This window comes from Gordonia sp. YC-XJ4, from assembly GCF_059511865.1.
Window position 1 is genome coordinate 2,477,285 of sequence record NZ_CM183447.1, and the last position, 16,878, is coordinate 2,494,162.

17 protein-coding genes are annotated in these 16,878 nt (G+C 67.4%); 15 read left to right on the top strand and 2 right to left on the bottom strand.

The window, feature by feature from the left end; all coding sequences use genetic code 11:
• The first annotated feature begins 46 nt into the window (after positions 1-46).
• From AC5ZH6_RS10955 to truB, 3 genes are read left to right on the top strand one after another with little or no spacing between them, the layout of a single operon-like run.
• Positions 47-1,045 carry a metallophosphoesterase gene (locus AC5ZH6_RS10955; protein WP_014359789.1) on the top strand — a complete coding sequence of 333 codons (999 nt, stop codon included), beginning with the start codon at positions 47-49 and terminating at the stop codon, positions 1,043-1,045.
• Positions 1,042-1,707 carry a 4'-phosphopantetheinyl transferase family protein gene (locus AC5ZH6_RS10960; RefSeq protein WP_006371371.1) on the top strand — a complete coding sequence of 222 codons (666 nt, stop codon included), beginning with the start codon at positions 1,042-1,044 and terminating at the stop codon, positions 1,705-1,707. The genes AC5ZH6_RS10955 and AC5ZH6_RS10960 overlap by 4 nt, the downstream gene beginning before the upstream one ends.
• Complete coding sequence (gene truB, locus AC5ZH6_RS10965) at positions 1,707-2,624, top strand: tRNA pseudouridine(55) synthase TruB (protein ID WP_014359790.1); 918 nt, start codon at positions 1,707-1,709, stop codon at positions 2,622-2,624. Before AC5ZH6_RS10960 ends, truB begins: the two co-directional genes overlap by 1 nt.
• Positions 2,625-2,660: 36 nt before the next feature.
• Here the strand turns inward: truB and AC5ZH6_RS10970 are convergent, their stop codons facing one another.
• Positions 2,661-3,383 (bottom strand): metal-dependent transcriptional regulator, encoded by a 723-nt coding sequence (locus AC5ZH6_RS10970; protein WP_006371373.1) that lies wholly within the window; start codon positions 3,381-3,383, stop codon positions 2,661-2,663.
• Positions 3,384-3,566: 183 nt separating this feature from the next.
• Here AC5ZH6_RS10970 and AC5ZH6_RS10975 point away from each other — a divergent pair, with 183 nt between their 5' ends.
• The 4 genes from AC5ZH6_RS10975 (at position 3,567) to AC5ZH6_RS10990 (ending at position 8,591) form a co-directional block, all read left to right on the top strand.
• A complete protein-coding gene (locus AC5ZH6_RS10975) occupies positions 3,567-4,535 on the top strand; it encodes a bifunctional riboflavin kinase/FAD synthetase (RefSeq protein WP_014359791.1) in 969 nt (322 codons plus the stop codon).
• 156 nt (positions 4,536-4,691) lie between these two features.
• Positions 4,692-4,961, top strand: a complete 270-nt coding sequence (gene rpsO, locus AC5ZH6_RS10980) for a 30S ribosomal protein S15 (protein ID WP_006371375.1) — start codon at positions 4,692-4,694, stop codon at positions 4,959-4,961.
• A gap of 463 nt (positions 4,962-5,424) precedes the next feature.
• A complete protein-coding gene (locus AC5ZH6_RS10985) occupies positions 5,425-7,704 on the top strand; it encodes a polyribonucleotide nucleotidyltransferase (protein ID WP_006371376.1) in 2,280 nt (759 codons plus the stop codon).
• A 119-nt stretch (positions 7,705-7,823) separates the two neighbouring features.
• Complete coding sequence (locus tag AC5ZH6_RS10990) at positions 7,824-8,591, top strand: NRDE family protein (RefSeq protein WP_014359792.1); 768 nt, start codon at positions 7,824-7,826, stop codon at positions 8,589-8,591.
• Positions 8,592-9,233: 642 nt separating this feature from the next.
• On the opposite strand, the gene ald is transcribed toward AC5ZH6_RS10990, so the two are convergent.
• The gene (gene ald / locus AC5ZH6_RS10995; RefSeq protein ID WP_006371379.1) at positions 9,234-10,349 is read right to left on the bottom strand and encodes an alanine dehydrogenase; all 1,116 of its coding nucleotides are present in this window, start codon (positions 10,347-10,349) and stop codon (positions 9,234-9,236) included.
• 191 nt (positions 10,350-10,540) lie between these two features.
• Between ald and AC5ZH6_RS11000 the strand changes: the two genes are divergently transcribed.
• The 8 genes from AC5ZH6_RS11000 (at position 10,541) to AC5ZH6_RS11035 (ending at position 16,851) form a co-directional block, all read left to right on the top strand.
• On the top strand, positions 10,541-11,020 hold the full coding sequence (locus AC5ZH6_RS11000; protein ID WP_006371380.1) for an Lrp/AsnC family transcriptional regulator: 480 nt from the start codon (positions 10,541-10,543) through the stop codon (positions 11,018-11,020).
• 137 nt (positions 11,021-11,157) lie between these two features.
• Positions 11,158-11,910, top strand: a complete 753-nt coding sequence (gene dapB / locus AC5ZH6_RS11005) for a 4-hydroxy-tetrahydrodipicolinate reductase (RefSeq protein ID WP_006371381.1) — start codon at positions 11,158-11,160, stop codon at positions 11,908-11,910.
• Positions 11,911-11,921: 11 nt separating this feature from the next.
• Positions 11,922-12,464: a hypothetical protein gene (locus tag AC5ZH6_RS11010; RefSeq protein ID WP_006371382.1), complete on the top strand. Its 543-nt coding sequence runs from the start codon at positions 11,922-11,924 to the stop codon at positions 12,462-12,464.
• A complete protein-coding gene (locus AC5ZH6_RS11015) occupies positions 12,464-12,919 on the top strand; it encodes a flavodoxin family protein (RefSeq protein WP_288335833.1) in 456 nt (151 codons plus the stop codon). Before AC5ZH6_RS11010 ends, AC5ZH6_RS11015 begins: the two co-directional genes overlap by 1 nt.
• 42 nt (positions 12,920-12,961) lie before the next feature.
• Positions 12,962-14,173: a PQQ-dependent sugar dehydrogenase gene (locus AC5ZH6_RS11020; RefSeq protein ID WP_265077897.1), complete on the top strand. Its 1,212-nt coding sequence runs from the start codon at positions 12,962-12,964 to the stop codon at positions 14,171-14,173.
• Positions 14,174-14,198: 25 nt separating this feature from the next.
• On the top strand, positions 14,199-15,059 hold the full coding sequence (locus AC5ZH6_RS11025) for a thymidylate synthase (RefSeq protein WP_006371386.1): 861 nt from the start codon (positions 14,199-14,201) through the stop codon (positions 15,057-15,059).
• Positions 15,060-15,119: 60 nt separating this feature from the next.
• Positions 15,120-15,614: a dihydrofolate reductase gene (locus AC5ZH6_RS11030; protein WP_006371387.1), complete on the top strand. Its 495-nt coding sequence runs from the start codon at positions 15,120-15,122 to the stop codon at positions 15,612-15,614.
• A 1-nt stretch (position 15,615) separates the two neighbouring features.
• Positions 15,616-16,851 carry a winged helix-turn-helix domain-containing protein gene (locus AC5ZH6_RS11035; RefSeq protein WP_006371388.1) on the top strand — a complete coding sequence of 412 codons (1,236 nt, stop codon included), beginning with the start codon at positions 15,616-15,618 and terminating at the stop codon, positions 16,849-16,851.
• Positions 16,852-16,878 lie beyond the last annotated feature (27 nt).

Below are 16,878 nucleotides of genomic sequence, written 5' to 3' on the forward strand. Positions count from 1 at the left end.
TGCCGGGCGCCGCCGGACATGACAGCGCATGGCACGATGGATCCTCGTGGCTACTCTCTGGGCGATCAGCGATCTGCACGTCGCACATCGGGGCAACGAGCACATCCTCGACCAGATCCGGCCGAAGACGTCGGACGACTGGTTGATCGTGGCCGGTGATGTCTCCGAACGCACCGATGACATCGTCGAGACCCTGCGCCGGCTGCGCGCTCGTTTCCACACCGTCGTGTGGGTTCCGGGCAACCACGAGCTCTACACGACGGCCAAGGATCCGCTGCAGGTGTTCGGGGTGGCTCGCTACGACTATCTCGTGCAAGCGTGCCGGGACATGGGGATCGTGACGCCCGAGGACATCTATCCGTTGTTCGATCCCGGTGACGGCTCTGCGCCGGTACGGGTGGTCCCGATGTTCCTGCTCTACGACTACACCTTTCGGCCCGAGGGCACCTCGACCGCCTTGGCGGCATTGGCACTGGCACGGGAACGCAATGTGGTCGCCACGGACGAATTCTTGCTGTCCCCGGAGCCTTTCCCGACCCGCGACGCGTGGGGGCGTGCCCGCGTGGCGGCCACCCGGGCACGGCTGGAGGCGCTCGACCCGACCGAGCGGACGATCCTGATCAATCACTGGCCGTTGCGGCGGGAACCGACCGACACCCTGATGTATCCGGAGTTCGCGCTGTGGTGTGGCACCACCGAGACCGCTGACTGGCACACCCGGTTCAACGCTGCCTGTTGCGTGTACGGGCATCTGCACATCCCGCGGACCACCTTCTACGACCTCGTGCGGTTCGAGGAGGTGTCGGTCGGCTACCCGCGCGAATGGAAACGCCGCGGGCTGCCCGAACCGTTGCTGCGCCAGATCGCACCGGATCCCGGTCTGCGCGAGGAGGATCTGCCGCCGCACGGCGCGCGATTCGAGCTGCCGCCCGACTACGAGCGTCGCGCCGAGGAGTTCGCCCGGCGGCTCGAACAGCGTCGCGCCGAACAGGCCGCCCGTCGTGCCGAACGGTCGACGAACGACACCCGGAGGGACCAACCGTGATCGAGAAGTTGTTGCCCAGTGGGGTGGCCTCGGCGGAATCCTTCGGTGACCCACCGGATCTCACCCCGCTGCCGGGGGAGGAGTCACTGATCTCGCGGGCCGTGGAGAAGCGCCGACGCGAATTCACCACCGCACGCCACTGCGCTCGTCAGGCGTTGGGACAGCTCGGTATCGAGCCGGTCGCGATCATGCGGGGCGAACGCGGAATGCCGCTGTGGCCCGAGCAGGTGGTCGGTAGCCTCACCCACTGCGACGGGTACCGGGCGGCGACGGTCGCCTACGCGATGGCGGTGCGCTCACTCGGCATCGACGCCGAACCGCACGACGCCTTGCCCGACGGCGTCCTCGACCACACCAGCCTCCCCGCCGAACGTCAGGTGCTCGCCGACCGTCCCGACACACTGCACTGGGACCGACTGTTGTTCTGCGCCAAGGAGGCAACCTACAAGGCGTGGTTCCCGCTGACCCAGCGGTGGCTGGGTTTCGAGGACGCGCACATCACCGTCGAGCAGGACCGAGGTGCCGAGGTCCCCATGGGCACCTTCATCTCTCGCATCCTGATCGACGGCCGGACCGTCGACGGTGGCAGTCCGCTCTCGGAGTTCCACGGCCGGTGGATGGTCGATCGCGGCCTCATCGTCACCGTGATCGCGGTGCTCTGATGGCCGACGCCTCCATCGAGAACGCCGGCCTCGTCATCGTCGACAAGGCGGCCGGCATCACCAGCCACGACGTGGTCTCGCGGTGCCGCAAGATCTTCAACACGCGCCGCGTCGGACACGCAGGCACTCTGGACCCGATGGCGACCGGCGTTCTCGTCATCGGCGTGGAACGGGCCACCAAACTCCTGGGACTGTTGTCGCTGACCACCAAGTCGTACACGGCGACGATCCGTCTCGGGGCGGCCACCGACACCGATGACCGCGAGGGTCGGATCATCAGTCGCGGGGCGGTGTCGGCGATCTGCGATGACGAGATCACCCGTGCGGTCGCCGATCTCACCGGCGACATCTCGCAGGTCCCGGCCAAGGTCAGTGCGATCAAGGTCGACGGGCGACGCGCGCATGCGTTGGCCCGCACAGGTGCCGAGTTCGATCTCGCCGCGCGTCCGGTGAGGGTCTCACGATTCGAGATCAGGGCGATCCGGCGTCCCGGGGACGACGGCGGCGAGTCCGGCTTCCTCGATCTCGACGTCGAGGTCGACTGTTCGGCCGGCACCTACATCCGTTCCCTGGCACGTGATCTCGGCGATGCCCTCGGATCCGGCGGTCATCTGACCGCTCTACGGCGCACCGCGGTGGGGCCGTTCACCCTCGACCATGCCCGAACCCTCGACGTCCTCGCCGAGACCCCCGAGTTGTCACTGACGATCGACCAGGCGGCACTGTTGTCGTTCCCACGTCGCGACATCGACGACGACGAAGCCGAGTCGATCAGTCAGGGACGGTGGCTCGTTCCGTTGGGTCTCAAAGGAATTCACGTCGGCGTCGATCCACGCGGGCAGGCCATCGCACTGATCGAGGAGAAGGGCAGGCGCGCCAGCTCGGTGATGGTGGTACGACCGGCGACGCTGCGCTGATACCGGCACCGTGGGCGAGTTCAGCTGCGCCGCAACTCAGCTCGCGGTCACCAGGAAAATCGCGCGTGCGGCGATGTCGCCGAGATCGATCGGCGTGCCGTCGTTGACGCTGATCGCAATGGTGCCGGCGAACGGCCGCTTCTCGACGACGGTCACCGTGCAATCGAGTGCCACACCCATCTGATCGAAGTAGCGCAACATCTCCGGATCGGTGTCGGAGATCCGCGCGACGGTTCCGGAGTCGCCGACGTCGAGGTCGGCGAGTGAATCGGCGTCCGGGGTGGGTACCGCACCGTCGACCGAGGGGATGGGGTCGCCGTGCGGATCCCGGCTCGGGTAACCGAGTTTGGCGTCCAGGCGTGCCATCAGACGGTCGGACACGGCGTGTTCGAGGACTTCGGCCTCGTCGTGCACCTCGTCCCAGCCGTAACCGAGTTCACGCACCAGGAACGTCTCGAGCAGCCGGTGTCGGCGCACCATCAGGATCGCCGCGGTGCGGCCCTCATCGGTGAGAGTGACCGCGCCGTAACGCTCGTGGGAGACAAGACCCTGATCGGCGAGCTTGCGGATCGATTCCGAGGCGGTGGAGGCCGACACCCCCATCTTGTCGGCGAGCAGTTTGGTGGTGACCTTCACATCTGCCCACTCCTGCGAGGTCCAGATGACCTTCAGATAGTCCTGGGTCACGGTCGACAGCGTGGTCACCGCAGGCGGCGATTCGCTGTCCCCGGCGGCGGGGGACAGTCCTCTGTTGGGCATGGTGCTCAGCTTATGTGTCGATCCCCCCCGACGCGAAGAAGCGCGGTCGCCGGCACGGGTGGCGGGTGCGAAGTCCGGTGGCGACACCCGAGGTTCACGGTGTTCGTGGACGGCGGTCACCGGAGGTTCACACAGCCCGGGCGGTGCTGGTACGGCGCGGCCGGTGGCCGTAGTGTTGTCGGCGTGTTGCGTTGGAGAGGTCTGGAGGACGTCCCCGCGGATTGGGGTCGGTGTGTGGTCACGATCGGTGTCTTCGACGGCGTTCACCGCGGCCACGCGGAGTTGATCGGCGCCGCGACGAAGGCCGCCCGCGAACGTGGCGTACCCGCGGTGCTGATGACGTTCGACCCGCATCCCGCCGAGGTCGTGCGTGCGGGCACCCATCCGCCGCAACTGACCACCCTGACGCGGCGGGCCGAACTCGCCGAGCAACTGGGTATCGACGTGTTCTGTGTGATGCCGTTCACCCCCGAACTCGCCGCGCGGACCCCGAAGGACTTCGCCCACGACGTGCTCGTGGAACGCCTGCACGCCGCCGACGTCGTCGTCGGAGCCAACTTCACGTTCGGCAAGAAGGCCGCCGGCGACGTCGCCAAACTCACCGAGCTCGGCGCCAAGTTCGGGTTCGAGGTGCAGGCGGTGTCACTGTTCGGCGAACATGCCGTCACCTACTCCTCGACCTACATCCGGTCGTGTGTGGCCGCCGGGGACGTCGAGCGGGCGACGGAGGCGCTCGGCCGCCCGCACCGGGTGGAGGGAGTGGTCGTCCGCGGCGACGGGCGGGGGCGTGAATTGGGTTATCCCACAGCCAATGTCGCACCGCCGATGCATGCGGCGATCCCGGCCGACGGGGTGTATGCCGCGTGGTTCACCGTGCTCGGGGCCGGTCCGGTGGTCGGCCAGGTGATCCCCGGCGAGCGGTACGAGGCCGCGGTGTCGGTGGGCACCAACCCCACCTTCTCCGGGCGGACCCGCACGGTCGAGGCCTTCGTCCTCGACACCAGCGCCGACCTGTACGGTCAGCACGTCGCCGTCGACTTCGTCAGCCACATCCGCCCGATGGAGCAGTTCGACAGCATCGACGGACTGCTCGAGGCGATGGCCGACGACGTGGAGAAGACGCGCGCCATTCTCGCCGCGTCCGATCAGTGAGCGACGTGCGCGGCGATTTGGGTGCCGGGGTTGCCCGCTGGTAAATTGGCGGATCGGCGTTGCTGCAGTCCGCGGTGGCGCGCCGCCCCGCACCGGCCCCGGTGGGCTCGGTCGGGAAATGACATTGTCGCGGTACTGAGAAACAGGAGTATCTCCATGGCACTGACTGCTGCCGAGAAGAAAGAAATCCTCGGCCAGTACGGTCTGCACGAGACCGATACCGGTTCGCCCGAGGCGCAGGTCGCGCTGCTGACCAAGCGCATCACCGACCTCACCGAGCACCTCAAGGAGCACAAGCACGATCACCACAGCCGCCGTGGGCTGCTGTTGCTGGTCGGCCGCCGCCGTCGTCTCCTGAAGTACGTCGCCAAGGTCGACATCGAGCGCTACCGCTCGCTCATCGAGCGCCTCGGCCTGCGTCGCTGACCTCCCCGTCGCGTCGAGGTCATCAGACATCACGAGAACCGGTCACCCTCGTTGGGGGTGGCCGGTTCTTGTCGTGTCAATGGTCGTCGTGTCAATGGACTTTGTCGTGTCAATGATAAGGTGGCCTCGGAACGCCGCCGTGACGTGCGAGTCCACGGAAGTGATGAAGAGTCAGATCGGTCCTCGGTAGTGGCCGCCGGAACACGAGGTTCCGGCCGCTTCGATCGAAGGCCGTCTGAGCAACAACGGGTGCGCATACGAGCGCGCCGGTCACCTCCCGCCGACGATCTCACCCACGCGTGTTCCGGGCTTGCCGCCCACGCGGACACCGACACGTGCAGCCGAGCATGATCGCCGTGTCGTCGCGCCGCGGGCAGCCCCTATCCGCATAGAGAAGGCCGCCGGAAATCGCGGCCACCCACGGCCGCCGGATGCGGCCGCAACGAAGGGATCAACACCCCACATGTCCGATGTGACCACCACCGAGGATTTCGCCGACTACGACGAAACCATCACCGAGGCCACCGCCGTCATCGACAACGGCAGCTTCGGTACCCGCACCATCCGCTTCGAGACCGGACGCCTCGCCCTGCAGGCCGCCGGCTCGGTGACCGCCTACCTCGACGACGAGACCATGCTCCTGTCGACCACCGCGGCGTCCAAACACCCCAAGGAACACTTCGACTTCTTCCCGCTCACCGTCGACGTCGAGGAGCGGATGTACGCCGCCGGGCGTATCCCCGGCTCGTTCTTCCGCCGCGAGGGCCGTCCGTCCACCGATGCGATCCTGACCTGCCGGCTGATCGACCGTCCGCTGCGCCCGTCTTTCGTCGACGGTCTGCGTAACGAGATCCAGGTCGTGGTGACCGTGCTCTCGCTCGATCCCAAGGACCTCTACGACGTCGTCGCGATCAACGCCGCGTCGGCCTCCACCCAGCTCGCCGGGCTGCCCTTCTCCGGTCCCGTCGGCGGCGTGCGCGTCGCCCTCGTCCCGACCGAGGAGAACAAGGCAGGCCAGTGGGTCGCGTTCCCGACCGCCGAGCAGCTCGAGGGCGCGGTGTTCGACATGGTCGTCGCCGGTCGCATCGTTTCCGGCGAGGGTGATTCCGCCGACGTCGCGATCATGATGGTCGAGGCCGAGGCCACCGAGAACGTCATCGAGATCATCGCCGGTGGCGCTCAGGCGCCGACCGAGGCGATCGTCGCCGAGGGCCTCGAGGCCGCCAAGCCGTTCATCGCTCGCCTCTGTGAGGCGCAGAAGTCCCTCGCGGCGGCCGCCGCCAAGGAGACCGGCCAATTCCCGCTGTTCCCGCCGTACGAGTCCGACGTCTTCGACGCCGTGTCGGCCGCCGCGAGCGAGAAGCTCGCTGCGGTCCTCTCGATCGCCGGCAAGCAGGAGCGTGACGACAAGACCGACGAGCTCAAGGAACAGATCCTCACCCAGCTCGCCGAGCAGTTCGAGGGCCGGGAGAAGGAGATCGGCGCGGCGTTCCGTTCGGTGACCAAAAAGCTTGTGCGCCAGCGTATCCTGACCGATCACTTCCGTATCGACGGACGCGGCATCACCGACATCCGCTCGCTCTCGGCCGAGGTCGCGGTGATCCCGCGGGCCCACGGCAGCGCCCTGTTCGAGCGCGGCGAGACCCAGATCCTGGGCGTCACCACCCTCGACATGGTCAAGATGGCCCAGCAGATCGACTCGCTGACCCCCGAGACCTCCAAGCGCTACATGCACCACTACAATTTCCCGCCGTACTCGACCGGTGAGACCGGTCGCGTCGGGTCGCCGAAGCGTCGCGAGATCGGCCACGGTGCGCTCGCCGAACGTGCGCTGGTGCCGGTGATCCCGAGCGTCGAGGAATTCCCGTACGCGATCCGCCAGGTCTCCGAGGCATTGAGCTCCAACGGCTCGACCTCGATGGGCTCGGTGTGTGCCTCCACCATGTCGTTGCTCAATGCCGGTGTGCCGCTGCGCGCCCCGGTCGCCGGCATCGCCATGGGTCTGGTGTCCGACACCATCGACGGCGAAACCCGTTACGTTGCACTGACCGACATCCTCGGCGCCGAGGATGCCTTCGGCGACATGGACTTCAAGGTCGCGGGCACCAAGGACTTCGTGACCGCGCTGCAGCTCGACACCAAGCTCGACGGCATCCCCAGCCAGGTTCTCGCCGGTGCGTTGACCCAGGCCAAGGACGCCCGGTTGACCATCCTCGACGTGATGGCCGAGGCGATCGACGAGCCCGATGAGATGAGCCCGTACGCGCCGCGGATCACCACCATCAAGATCCCGATGGACAAGATCGGTGAACTGATCGGCCCCAAGGGCAAGACGATCAACACCATCACCGAGGAGACCGGCGCCAACATCTCCATCGAGGACGACGGCACCGTGTTCATCGGTGCGTCCGACGGCGAGTCGGCACAGGCTGCGATCGACCGCGTCAACGCGATCGCCAATCCGCAGCTGCCCAAGGTGGGCGAGCGGTTCCTCGGCACCGTGGTCAAGACCACCGCGTTCGGTGCCTTCGTGTCGCTGCTGCCCGGCCGCGACGGCCTCGTGCACATCTCCAAGCTCGGTAAGGGCAAGCGCATCAACAAGGTCGAGGACGTGGTGAACGTCGGCTCCAAGTTGCAGGTGGAGATCGCCGACATCGACGAGCGCGGCAAGATCAGCCTCATCCCCGTCGACGACGACGCCAAGGCCGCACCGGCCGAGGAGAAGGCCTCCGCCGACGCCTGATCGTCGACTCGGTTCCCCGGCCCGTTCCCGCTTCGGCGGGGGCGGGCCGGTGTCGTCGGTGCTGGTATGTCGTGGATGCCACTCACAGGCTCTACGAGTGTGTCAGTAGCCTGGCGGGCGTGTGCTTGATCCTGTTCGCCCTCGAGGTCGACCCGAATTATCGCCTCGTCCTCGCCGCCAACCGTGACGAGTTCCATCGTCGGCGCAGCGCCGCGGTACACCGGTGGGACGATCTGCCGGTGATCGGTGGACGTGACCTCGAGGCGGGTGGTACCTGGCTCGGCCTCGCTCCCGACAAGTACCGGTTGGCCGCGGTGACCAACGTGCGTGAGGGGATCGCACAACCGCAGCCGGACAAGCGATCTCGCGGTGGACTACCCGTCGACTTCGTGACCGGCACGGGCAGTGCCGCCGACGCTGCGGCAGCCCTCGTGGAGACCGCCGACCGGTATGCCCCGGTGAACCTACTCGTCGACGACGGAGCCGAGATGTGGTGGGCCACCAACCATCTCGAACCCCGTGCCGTGCGGGTGGAGCCGGGAATCCACGGATTGTCCAACGGCGCACTCGACGAGCCGTGGCCGAAGGTGACGGCCGGGATCGCAAAGCTGACCGGCGCGCTGACGTCATCGGTCCCGTCGTCGTCCGACCCCGAAGCACTGCTCGACGCCCTGCACGACACCACCGTCGCCGAGGACGCTGCGCTCCCGCACACGGGTGTTCCGCTCGACAACGAGCGCGCCCTGTCGGCCATGTTCGTCGACATGGGGGAGTACGGCACCCGGGCCGGCACAGTGGTTCGGATCGACTCCGCCGGCCACGGCGACATCACCGAACGTCGCTACGCCCCCGACCAAGGTCCCTCCACCGTGGCCATCAGCGTCTGATCGTCCACCGCATTGTGCCGTGCTCGCCATCACCAGGGGCAGGGAGGCCATTGGAGGCGTTGTGACGCAGCCGGTTTCCCTGGATTCGGCTATCGTCGTGGAGGTGGGTGACGAGAGACACCGTGCAGCGGCCGCGGAGGAGCAACCGCTGCCCCTGTTCGTCCTCATCCGGGGGTAGCGGGCAGGGGCGTTGATCCCCTGGAGGCTCAGCCTTGTCCCGTACCGATGCTCACGCGCCGCTCGCCGTCCGCCTGCATCGCGGCGAACTCGCCGCCTTTGCCGAGCATGACCATTCGAGCGCGGAGTGTGACCTGCCTGCTCGTCCGCCCGTCGATCCCGTGTCGGCCCGCACCGCGTGCCAGTGGGTGTGGCGCTACTGCGGTGTCCACGTCTGCTCGTGTTCTCTGTGCCACGCCGGCGACCACGCACGTCGTCGCAATCGTGTGGTGCGCAGGCAGAGTCGGCGTCGTCTCGATGAAGCGCTCAAGGAATGGCGCGCTGGGGGGAGTGTCAGCGTCGACGATGTCACCGCACCGAGATGGCGGCGCGAGTAGCGTTCGGTCGCACCTGGTCTCACGCCGACGCCTGCGCCCCATCGAGGGAGCGCAGGCGTCGGTGTGCCGAGACCGGGTGGTGATCTCCTCAGTGCGCGGCGAACGGATTCGCGGTGACCGGGATGTCCAGGGCGGCACCGACTTCCGGGGTGAAGAGGTGTCCGTCGTGGGTCGACAGTCCGGCGGCCAGCGAGGCGTCGTCGCGGCAGGCCGCCTCCCATCCCTTGTCGGCCAGGCGCAGCACGTAGGGCAGGGTGGCGCCGGTGAGGGCCTGGGTCGAGGTGCGCGCAACCGTGCCGGGCATGTTGGCCACGCAGTAGAAGACGCTGTCGTGCACGGTGAAGGTCGGATCGTCGTGGGTGGTGGGGCGTGAATCCTCGAAGCAGCCGCCCTGATCGATCGCGATGTCGACCAGCACCGAGCCCGGCTTCATCTGTGCGACAAGGCTGTTGGGTACCAGGACCGGCGCCTTGGCGCCCGGGACGAGAACCGCGCCGATGACCAGATCGGCCTGCTTGATCGCCTCGGCCAGGGCCAGAGACGTCGAGTAACGAGTGTGCACCCGACCACCGAAGCGTGCGTCGATCGCGCGCAGCTTGGTGATGTCGAGATCGAAGACGGTGACCTGAGCGCCCATGCCCATGGCGATGGTCGCCGCGTTGACGCCGCTGACCCCACCGCCGATGACGACGACGTCGGCCGGTTCGGTTCCGGGAACGCCGCCCATGAGAACTCCGCGGCCACCTTCGGACCGCATCAGATGGTAGGCGCCGACCTGCGGGGCGAGCCGGCCCGCGACCTCACTCATCGGGGCCAGCAACGGGAGCGAGCCGTCGGCGGCGCGAACGGTCTCGTAGGCGATCGAGGTGGTCTTCGACGCGAGCAGCGCATCGGTGCACGGACGGCTGGCGGCGAGGTGCAGGTAGGTGAACAGGGTCTGCCCGGCACGCATTCGCGGGTATTCGGCGGCGATGGGCTCCTTGACCTTGAGGATCATCTCGGCCTGATCCCAGACCTGGTCGGCGGTCGAGAGGATCTGCGCCCCGGCCTCCTTGAAGTCGTTGTCGGCGATCGCCGAACCGAGTCCGGCACCGGCCTCGACGACCACCTCGTGGCCGCGATGGGTCAGCTCGGCGACCCCGGCCGGGGTGGCCGCGACGCGGTACTCGTTGTTCTTGATCTCGGTGGGGATGCCGATACGCATGACGGGGTCTCCTTGACGGTGGTGGTCTGTGGCGCCGACGGTGATGAACGTCGACCAGGAATGCTCATGGCTGAATGTTCCTCGATGAACTAGCCTCAAGAGTGAAGTAACTTCGGAATCGACACAAGAGACATGAATATGATTCTCGAACTCGTCGGTATGGCGAAGATCCATCGACCAGGAGGTATCTGATGCCCGGCTCGCCGAAGGATGTTCGGCCACAGCTCGACGAGGTCGATCGTCAATTGCTGCGGCACCTGCAGACCGATGCCCGGGTGACCAACAGCGACCTCGCCGCGCGCGTCGGGATCGCCGCATCGACCTGTCACGGTCGGGTCCGTCGACTGCGGGATCTCGGCGTCATCCGCGGGTTCTTCGCCGATGTCGATCCCGCGGCGGTGGGTCGTCCGCTGCGTGCGATGGTCGCGGTCAGCCTGCAATCGGATGCCCGCGGTCAGATCCGGAAGTTCGTCGGTGAGATCACCGGCCACGACGAGGTGATCGACGTGTTCTTCCTCGCCGGCTCCGACGACTACCTGCTGCACGTCGCGACCGCCGACACCGAGGAACTGCGTCGCTTCGTGGAGATGCTCAACGCCCGCCGAGAGGTCGCGGGCACGACGACGTCGCTGGTGTTCGACCACCGACGCGGCGACGCGCCGATCTACTGACCTGGTCTGCGCACCGGCGATTCGACGTCCACGTCCACCGGCCGTGGCGCCTGCGGGCGGGCACGTCGACGCGTCCCCATAGACTTGGTGCGGGACCAATCGGGTCGTACGCGGCAACCCGTCGAGGAAAGGCTGACATGGCGCAGGGCATCAGGGTTGGGGTCTTCGGCTCCAACGGCAAGGTCGGCAGGGCGATCGTGTCGGGCATCGAGGCGGCCGACGACCTCACCTATACCGCCGGCGTCGACAAGGGCGACGCCCCGGAGTTCTTCACCGACACCGACACCCAGGTCGTTGTCGACTTCACCCACCCCGATGTGGTGATGGACAACCTGAAGTTCCTCATCGGCAACGGGATTCACGCCGTGGTCGGAACGACCGGCTTCACCGACGAGCGCCTCGCACAGGTACGCGAATGGCTCGCCGAGGCACCCGGTGTGGGGGTGCTCATCGCGCCGAACTTCGCTATCGGTGCGGTCCTGTGCATGCGCTTCGCCCAACAGGCGGCCCGCTTCTACGACTCCGTCGAGGTGATCGAACTGCATCACGCGGCCAAGGCCGACGCGCCCTCGGGCACCGCCTATCGCACCGCGTCGTTGATCGCCGAGGCCCGTGCGGCCGCCGGCGTCGGCCCCAGTCCCGACGCCACGACCGCCGAACTCGACGGCGCGCGCGGTGCCGAGGTCGACGGTGTGCGCGTGCACTCGGTGCGCCTCGCCGGCCTCGTCGCCCATCAGGAGGTCCTGCTCGGCACCGAGGGCGAGACCCTGACCATTCGCCACGACTCGCTGGATCGCACGTCGTTCGTCCCGGGTGTGCTGCTCGGCGTCCGCAGCATCGGCGAGCGGCCGGGTCTGACCGTCGGTCTCGACGACCTCATGGACCTGTAGGGGCGCCGCTCATGGCTCCCGACCCCGATCCGTCCCGTCCCGATCCGACCGGATCGGATGCGGACCAGTCGTCCGCCCGGTCGAAGAAGGTCCGCGAGCGCGACGCCCGTCCAATCGTGTGGATGATCGCCTTCCTGGTCATCGCGATGTGCGTGTACTTCGTGCTGCTCGGGCAGCGTGGCGTCGACCTGATCACCAGCGGGACCGCGGCCGGCATCGGCATCGGGATCGGCGTGCTGATCCTGCCGTTCCTGGGGATCTGGATGATCGTGGCCACCTTACGGGCCGGTATCGAGCATCAGCGATTGGCGCGCGCGATCGCCGAGGAGGGGCGGGAGCTCGACGTCTCCGACATGCCGCGCCGACCGTCCGGCCGCATCGAACGCGATGCGGCCGACGCGCTGTTCGCGCAGGTTCGTCAGGAGTGGGAGGCCGACCCGAATGACTGGCGCAACACCTACCGCATCGCCCGCGCCTATGACTACGCCGGGGACCGGAGTCGCGCCCGGGAAATGATGAAACGTGCTGTCGCGCAGTACCGTGGGCGGGCGTGATGGCGACACTGCTGATCGTGCACCACACCCCGTCGCCGCACTGTCAGGCGATGTTCGAGGCGGTCGTGTCCGGCGCCACCGACCCCGAGATCACCGGTGTCGAGGTGGTGCGCCGCGCCGCGCTGTCGGTGTCGGCCAGCGACTTTCTCGACGCGGACGGTTACGTATTGGGGAGCCCGGCGAACCTCGGCTCGATCTCGGGTGCCCTCAAGCACGCCTTCGACGGTTCGTACTACCAGATCCTCGATTCGACGCGAGGCCGACCATTCGGGCTGTACCTGCACGGCAACGAGGGCACCGAGGGAGCGCAAGCCGCTGTCGACCGGATCACCGCCGGACTGGGCTGGACCAAGGCCGCCGAGTACGTCATCGCGTCGAACAAGCCGGACAAGGCGGTGCTTCAGGCGTGCTGGGAACTCGGGGCCACAGTGGCCGCCCGGATCATGGAGGACTGAGCGGCCCTCGCTGCGCCGTCTTATGTAGGTATGCCTAAGCTAATGTCCGTGTCGAGAACTTTGCGTGGTTCGTGGCTGGGTCGAGTGGCCACGTCGATGGTGTGTCTTGGGGCGGTCGTCATGGGTTCCGGCGCGGTCGCCGGCGACGCACGGGCGGTGCCCGCGCCGGATCTGGCTGTCGAGACGGTCACCGGTGGTCTGCGGATTCCGTGGGAGGTCGTGGCGGCTCCGGACGGAACCATCCTCACCAACGAACGGTCGGGAAGGTTCGTGGCCGTCGCGCCCGACGACCGCGCACACACGGTGCGGGCAGACCTGTCGACCCTGTTCGTCACCGGCGAGGCCGGACTGATGGGAATGGCGCTGGATCCGGGCTTCGCCACCAACCGACGCCTCTACACCTGCCAGTCGGAGGTGACCGCACCGACCGGGCGGATCACCGCTCCGCCGTCACTCATCCGGTCGCCACTGCCCTGGCCCAACACCGGTCAGGTGAACAGCGTCGTCGCCTGGCGCGTGGCGCCCGACTGGTCGGCGCTGACGCGGGAACGCACCGTGCTGTCCGGCATCCCGCTCACGATGGCCGGGCGCGAAGCCGGGTGCGGTGTCACCGCAGCCCCCGACGGCACACTCTGGATCGGCACCGGCGACACCGGACTGCCGACCATCTCCCAGGATCGATCCTCGTTGGGCGGCAAGGTCTTGCACATCAACGCCGACGGCAGCCCGGCAGCCGGCAATCCCGACGCCGCCAGCCCGATCTTCACCCTCGGCCATCGCAACGTTCAGAACATCGCCCTGGGTCCGGCGGGGCGCGTGTACTCCATCGAGCAGGGCACGCATGTCGACGACGAGCTCAATCTCCTCACCGCCGGCGGCAACTACGGTTTCCGCCCCGACAAGCGAATTCCCCTCAACGACGAGGACGCGGTGATGACCGATCCCCGCGTACCGGGTGCCATCGGTCCGGTGTGGAAGTCGGGTGCGCCGACGGTCGCGCCGCCCGCCATCACCTTTCTCCCCGATTCCGGTTGGGGACAGTGGAACGGTGCCCTGGTGATCTCCGCGCTCAAGGGCAAGCGACTGATCCTCGTGCAGCTCTCCGACGATGGACGGCGGGTCGTGCGCACCGCCGACGCACTCGACGGTGAGTACGGCAGGCTACGCGGGACGACGATCGCCGCCGACGGGTCGTTGCTGCTGCTCACCAACAACGGCACGGACGACAAGATCCTGCGGGTTCGGCCGAGCTGATCGGCGCGCCGGGACAGGTTCACCCATGCCGGGTTCACCTACACTGGCTCCCGTGAGCACGGCGATCCACGGCAGCGCGCCGACCGGCACGATCCCCACCCCGTACGAGGACCTGTTGCGGTTGGTGCTCGACACCGGCACCCCCAAGGCCGACCGCACCGGAACCGGTACGCGCAGCCTGTTCGGCCATCAGTTGCGCTACGACCTCGCCGCGGGATTCCCGCTGATCACCACCAAGAAGGTGCATCTCAAGTCGATCGTCTACGAGTTGCTCTGGTTCTTGCGCGGAGACTCCAACGTGCGATGGCTGCAGGACCGCGGGGTCAGCATCTGGGATGAATGGGCCGACGCCAACGGTGATCTCGGCCCTGTCTACGGAGTCCAGTGGCGCAGCTGGCCGACACCGTCGGGGGAGCACATCGACCAGATCTCGGCCGCGCTGGACATGCTGCGGACCAACCCGGACTCGCGCCGTAACATCGTCTCGGCCTGGAACGTCGGGGAGATCCCGCAGATGGCGCTACCGCCCTGCCACGCGTTCTTCCAGTTCTACGTCGCCGACGGCAAGCTCTCGTGCCAGCTGTATCAGCGCAGCGCCGACCTGTTCCTCGGCGTGCCGTTCAACATCGCGTCCTACGCCCTGCTGACCCACATGATGGCCCAGCAGGCCGACCTCGACGTCGGCGAATTCGTCTGGACCGGCGGCGACTGCCACATCTATGACAACCACGTCGAGCAGGTGACCCGCCAGCTGTCGCGGGAGCCCTACCCATACCCGACACTCGCGTTGCGCAAAGCGGATTCGATCTTCGACTACGACTTCGACGATGTCGCCGTCGTCGGCTACCGGTCGCACCCCGGCATCAAGGCGCCGGTGGCGGTCTGACCTGTCGTGGCCTGAGGTGCCGCGAACGGCAATGTCGGAGGTGGCCATTATCCTGGGTTCATGGGCGGCATCACACTCATCTGGGCGCAGGATCGGGTCGGCGCGATCGGCCGCGACAACACCATTCCGTGGCGTGTGCCCGAGGACATGGCACGGTTTCGCGAGGTCACCGGCTCGCACGCGGTCGTGATGGGACGCAAGACCTGGGAGTCACTGCCCGAGCGTTTCCGGCCACTGCCCGGTCGGCGCAACATCGTGATCACCCGCTCGCAGACCTATCGCCCCGAAGGCGCCGAGGTGGTCCACACGGTGACCGAAGCGCTGCAGCTCGCCGGCTCCGACGCGGTGGTGATGGGCGGCGGAGAGATCTACACGGCCGCAATGGACTACGCGACGCACCTGCGCGTGACCGAGATCGACGTGCTGGTCACCGGTGCCGATGCGTTCGCCCCGGTGATCGACGAGAGGTGGCACGCGACGACCGAGACCGACTGGGCGCAGTCGAGCACCGGGACGTTCTATCGGTTCGTCGACTACGTGCGGCACACGTCCTGACGTGGCCGCCGCCCTCACCACGGCTCAGGCCCGCCGCATCGCGCTGACGGCACAGGGATTTTCCGACCGGCCGCCGACTGGTGCCGTCACCATGCGGCTTGTCGAACGAGTCGTGGCGCGCACCAAGCTGTTTCAGATGGATTCGGTCAACATCGCAGTGCGGGCGCATTATCTGCCGCTTTTCAGTCGGCTCGGCCCCTACGATCAGGCACTGCTCGATCGGGCCGCCTGGCGGCCCGGGCGTGGGCGCCGTTTGTTGACCGAATACTGGGCGCACGAGGCCGCGCTCATCCCCGTCGACGATTGGCCGCTGTTCGGGTTCCGGATGGCCGAGTACCGCGACGGACGCTACCGTCACACGCGAGACACCATGCGTCGCAACCGTGAACTCGCCGACGACGTGCGCGCCGTGATCGCCGAGGCCGGGCCGGTGACCCCGCGGCGGATCGAAGAAGTCCTCGGAATCGAGCGCGCACCACAGGCCGCGGGCGGCTGGTGGAACCGCGGTGAGGTCAAACACCTCTGCGAGGCGATGTTCGCCTCCGGTGAGTTCGCCGCGACCCGCGACGACGTCTTCGGACGTCACTACGACCTTGCCGAGCGGGTCGTCGGCGCCGATCGAGTGGACCGTCGTGTCGAGCGGGACGACGCGCACCGCGAACTCGTGAGGCGTGCAGCATCGGCCTTGGGGGTGGCCACCGTCGCCGACCTCGCCGACTACTACCGGCTCAAGACCGCAGACGTGCGGCCCGCTATCGCCGACCTGATCGACTCCGGTGTCCTGCAACCGGTTTCGGTGGACGGGTGGCGCGATGGTGCGTACCTCCACACCGCTGCAACGGTTCCCGCCCGGGTTCGCACAGCCAATCGTGAACGGGGAGCCATTCTGTCCCCGTTCGATCCGCTGGTGTTCTTCCGGCCTCGCACCGAACGAATCTTTGGTTTTCACTATCGAATCGAGATCTACGTTCCCGAACACAAACGCGTGCACGGGTATTACGTCCACCCGTACCTGCTCGGCGACGAGATCGTGGCGCGCGTCGATCTCAAGGCCGATCGGCAGCGCGGGGTGCTGATGGTTCCGGGAGTATTTTCCGAGGCTGGGCAACGTCTTTCGGAGATCGCGTCGGCATTGCGACGCGACCTGCAGGTGTTGGCCGACTGGCTCGGGATGGAGTCGGTCGAGATCGGTTCCCGCGGGGACCTTGCCGACACGCTACGTCATCTCTTCGACTGACAAGCCAGAACTGCGCAAAGTAACGCC

Excerpts from the sequence above, each read along its gene's own strand:
- truB (WP_014359790.1), top strand. The coding sequence starts at position 1,707 with ATGGCCGACGCCTCCATCGAGAACGCCGGCCTCGTCATCGTCGACAAG.
- AC5ZH6_RS11015 (WP_288335833.1), top strand. The coding sequence starts at position 12,464 with ATGGCGACACTGCTGATCGTGCACCACACCCCGTCGCCGCACTGTCAG.
- dapB (WP_006371381.1), top strand. The coding sequence starts at position 11,158 with ATGGCGCAGGGCATCAGGGTTGGGGTCTTCGGCTCCAACGGCAAGGTC.
- AC5ZH6_RS11030 (WP_006371387.1), top strand. The coding sequence starts at position 15,120 with ATGGGCGGCATCACACTCATCTGGGCGCAGGATCGGGTCGGCGCGATC.
- rpsO (WP_006371375.1), top strand. The coding sequence starts at position 4,692 with ATGGCACTGACTGCTGCCGAGAAGAAAGAAATCCTCGGCCAGTACGGT.
- AC5ZH6_RS11000 (WP_006371380.1), top strand. The coding sequence starts at position 10,541 with ATGCCCGGCTCGCCGAAGGATGTTCGGCCACAGCTCGACGAGGTCGAT.
- ald (WP_006371379.1), bottom strand. The coding sequence starts at position 10,349 with ATGCGTATCGGCATCCCCACCGAGATCAAGAACAACGAGTACCGCGTC.
- AC5ZH6_RS10985 (WP_006371376.1), top strand. The coding sequence starts at position 5,425 with ATGTCCGATGTGACCACCACCGAGGATTTCGCCGACTACGACGAAACC.
- AC5ZH6_RS11025 (WP_006371386.1), top strand. The coding sequence starts at position 14,199 with ATGCCGGGTTCACCTACACTGGCTCCCGTGAGCACGGCGATCCACGGC.
- AC5ZH6_RS11010 (WP_006371382.1), top strand. The coding sequence starts at position 11,922 with ATGGCTCCCGACCCCGATCCGTCCCGTCCCGATCCGACCGGATCGGAT.
- AC5ZH6_RS11020 (WP_265077897.1), top strand. The coding sequence starts at position 12,962 with ATGTCCGTGTCGAGAACTTTGCGTGGTTCGTGGCTGGGTCGAGTGGCC.
- AC5ZH6_RS10970 (WP_006371373.1), bottom strand. The coding sequence starts at position 3,383 with ATGCCCAACAGAGGACTGTCCCCCGCCGCCGGGGACAGCGAATCGCCG.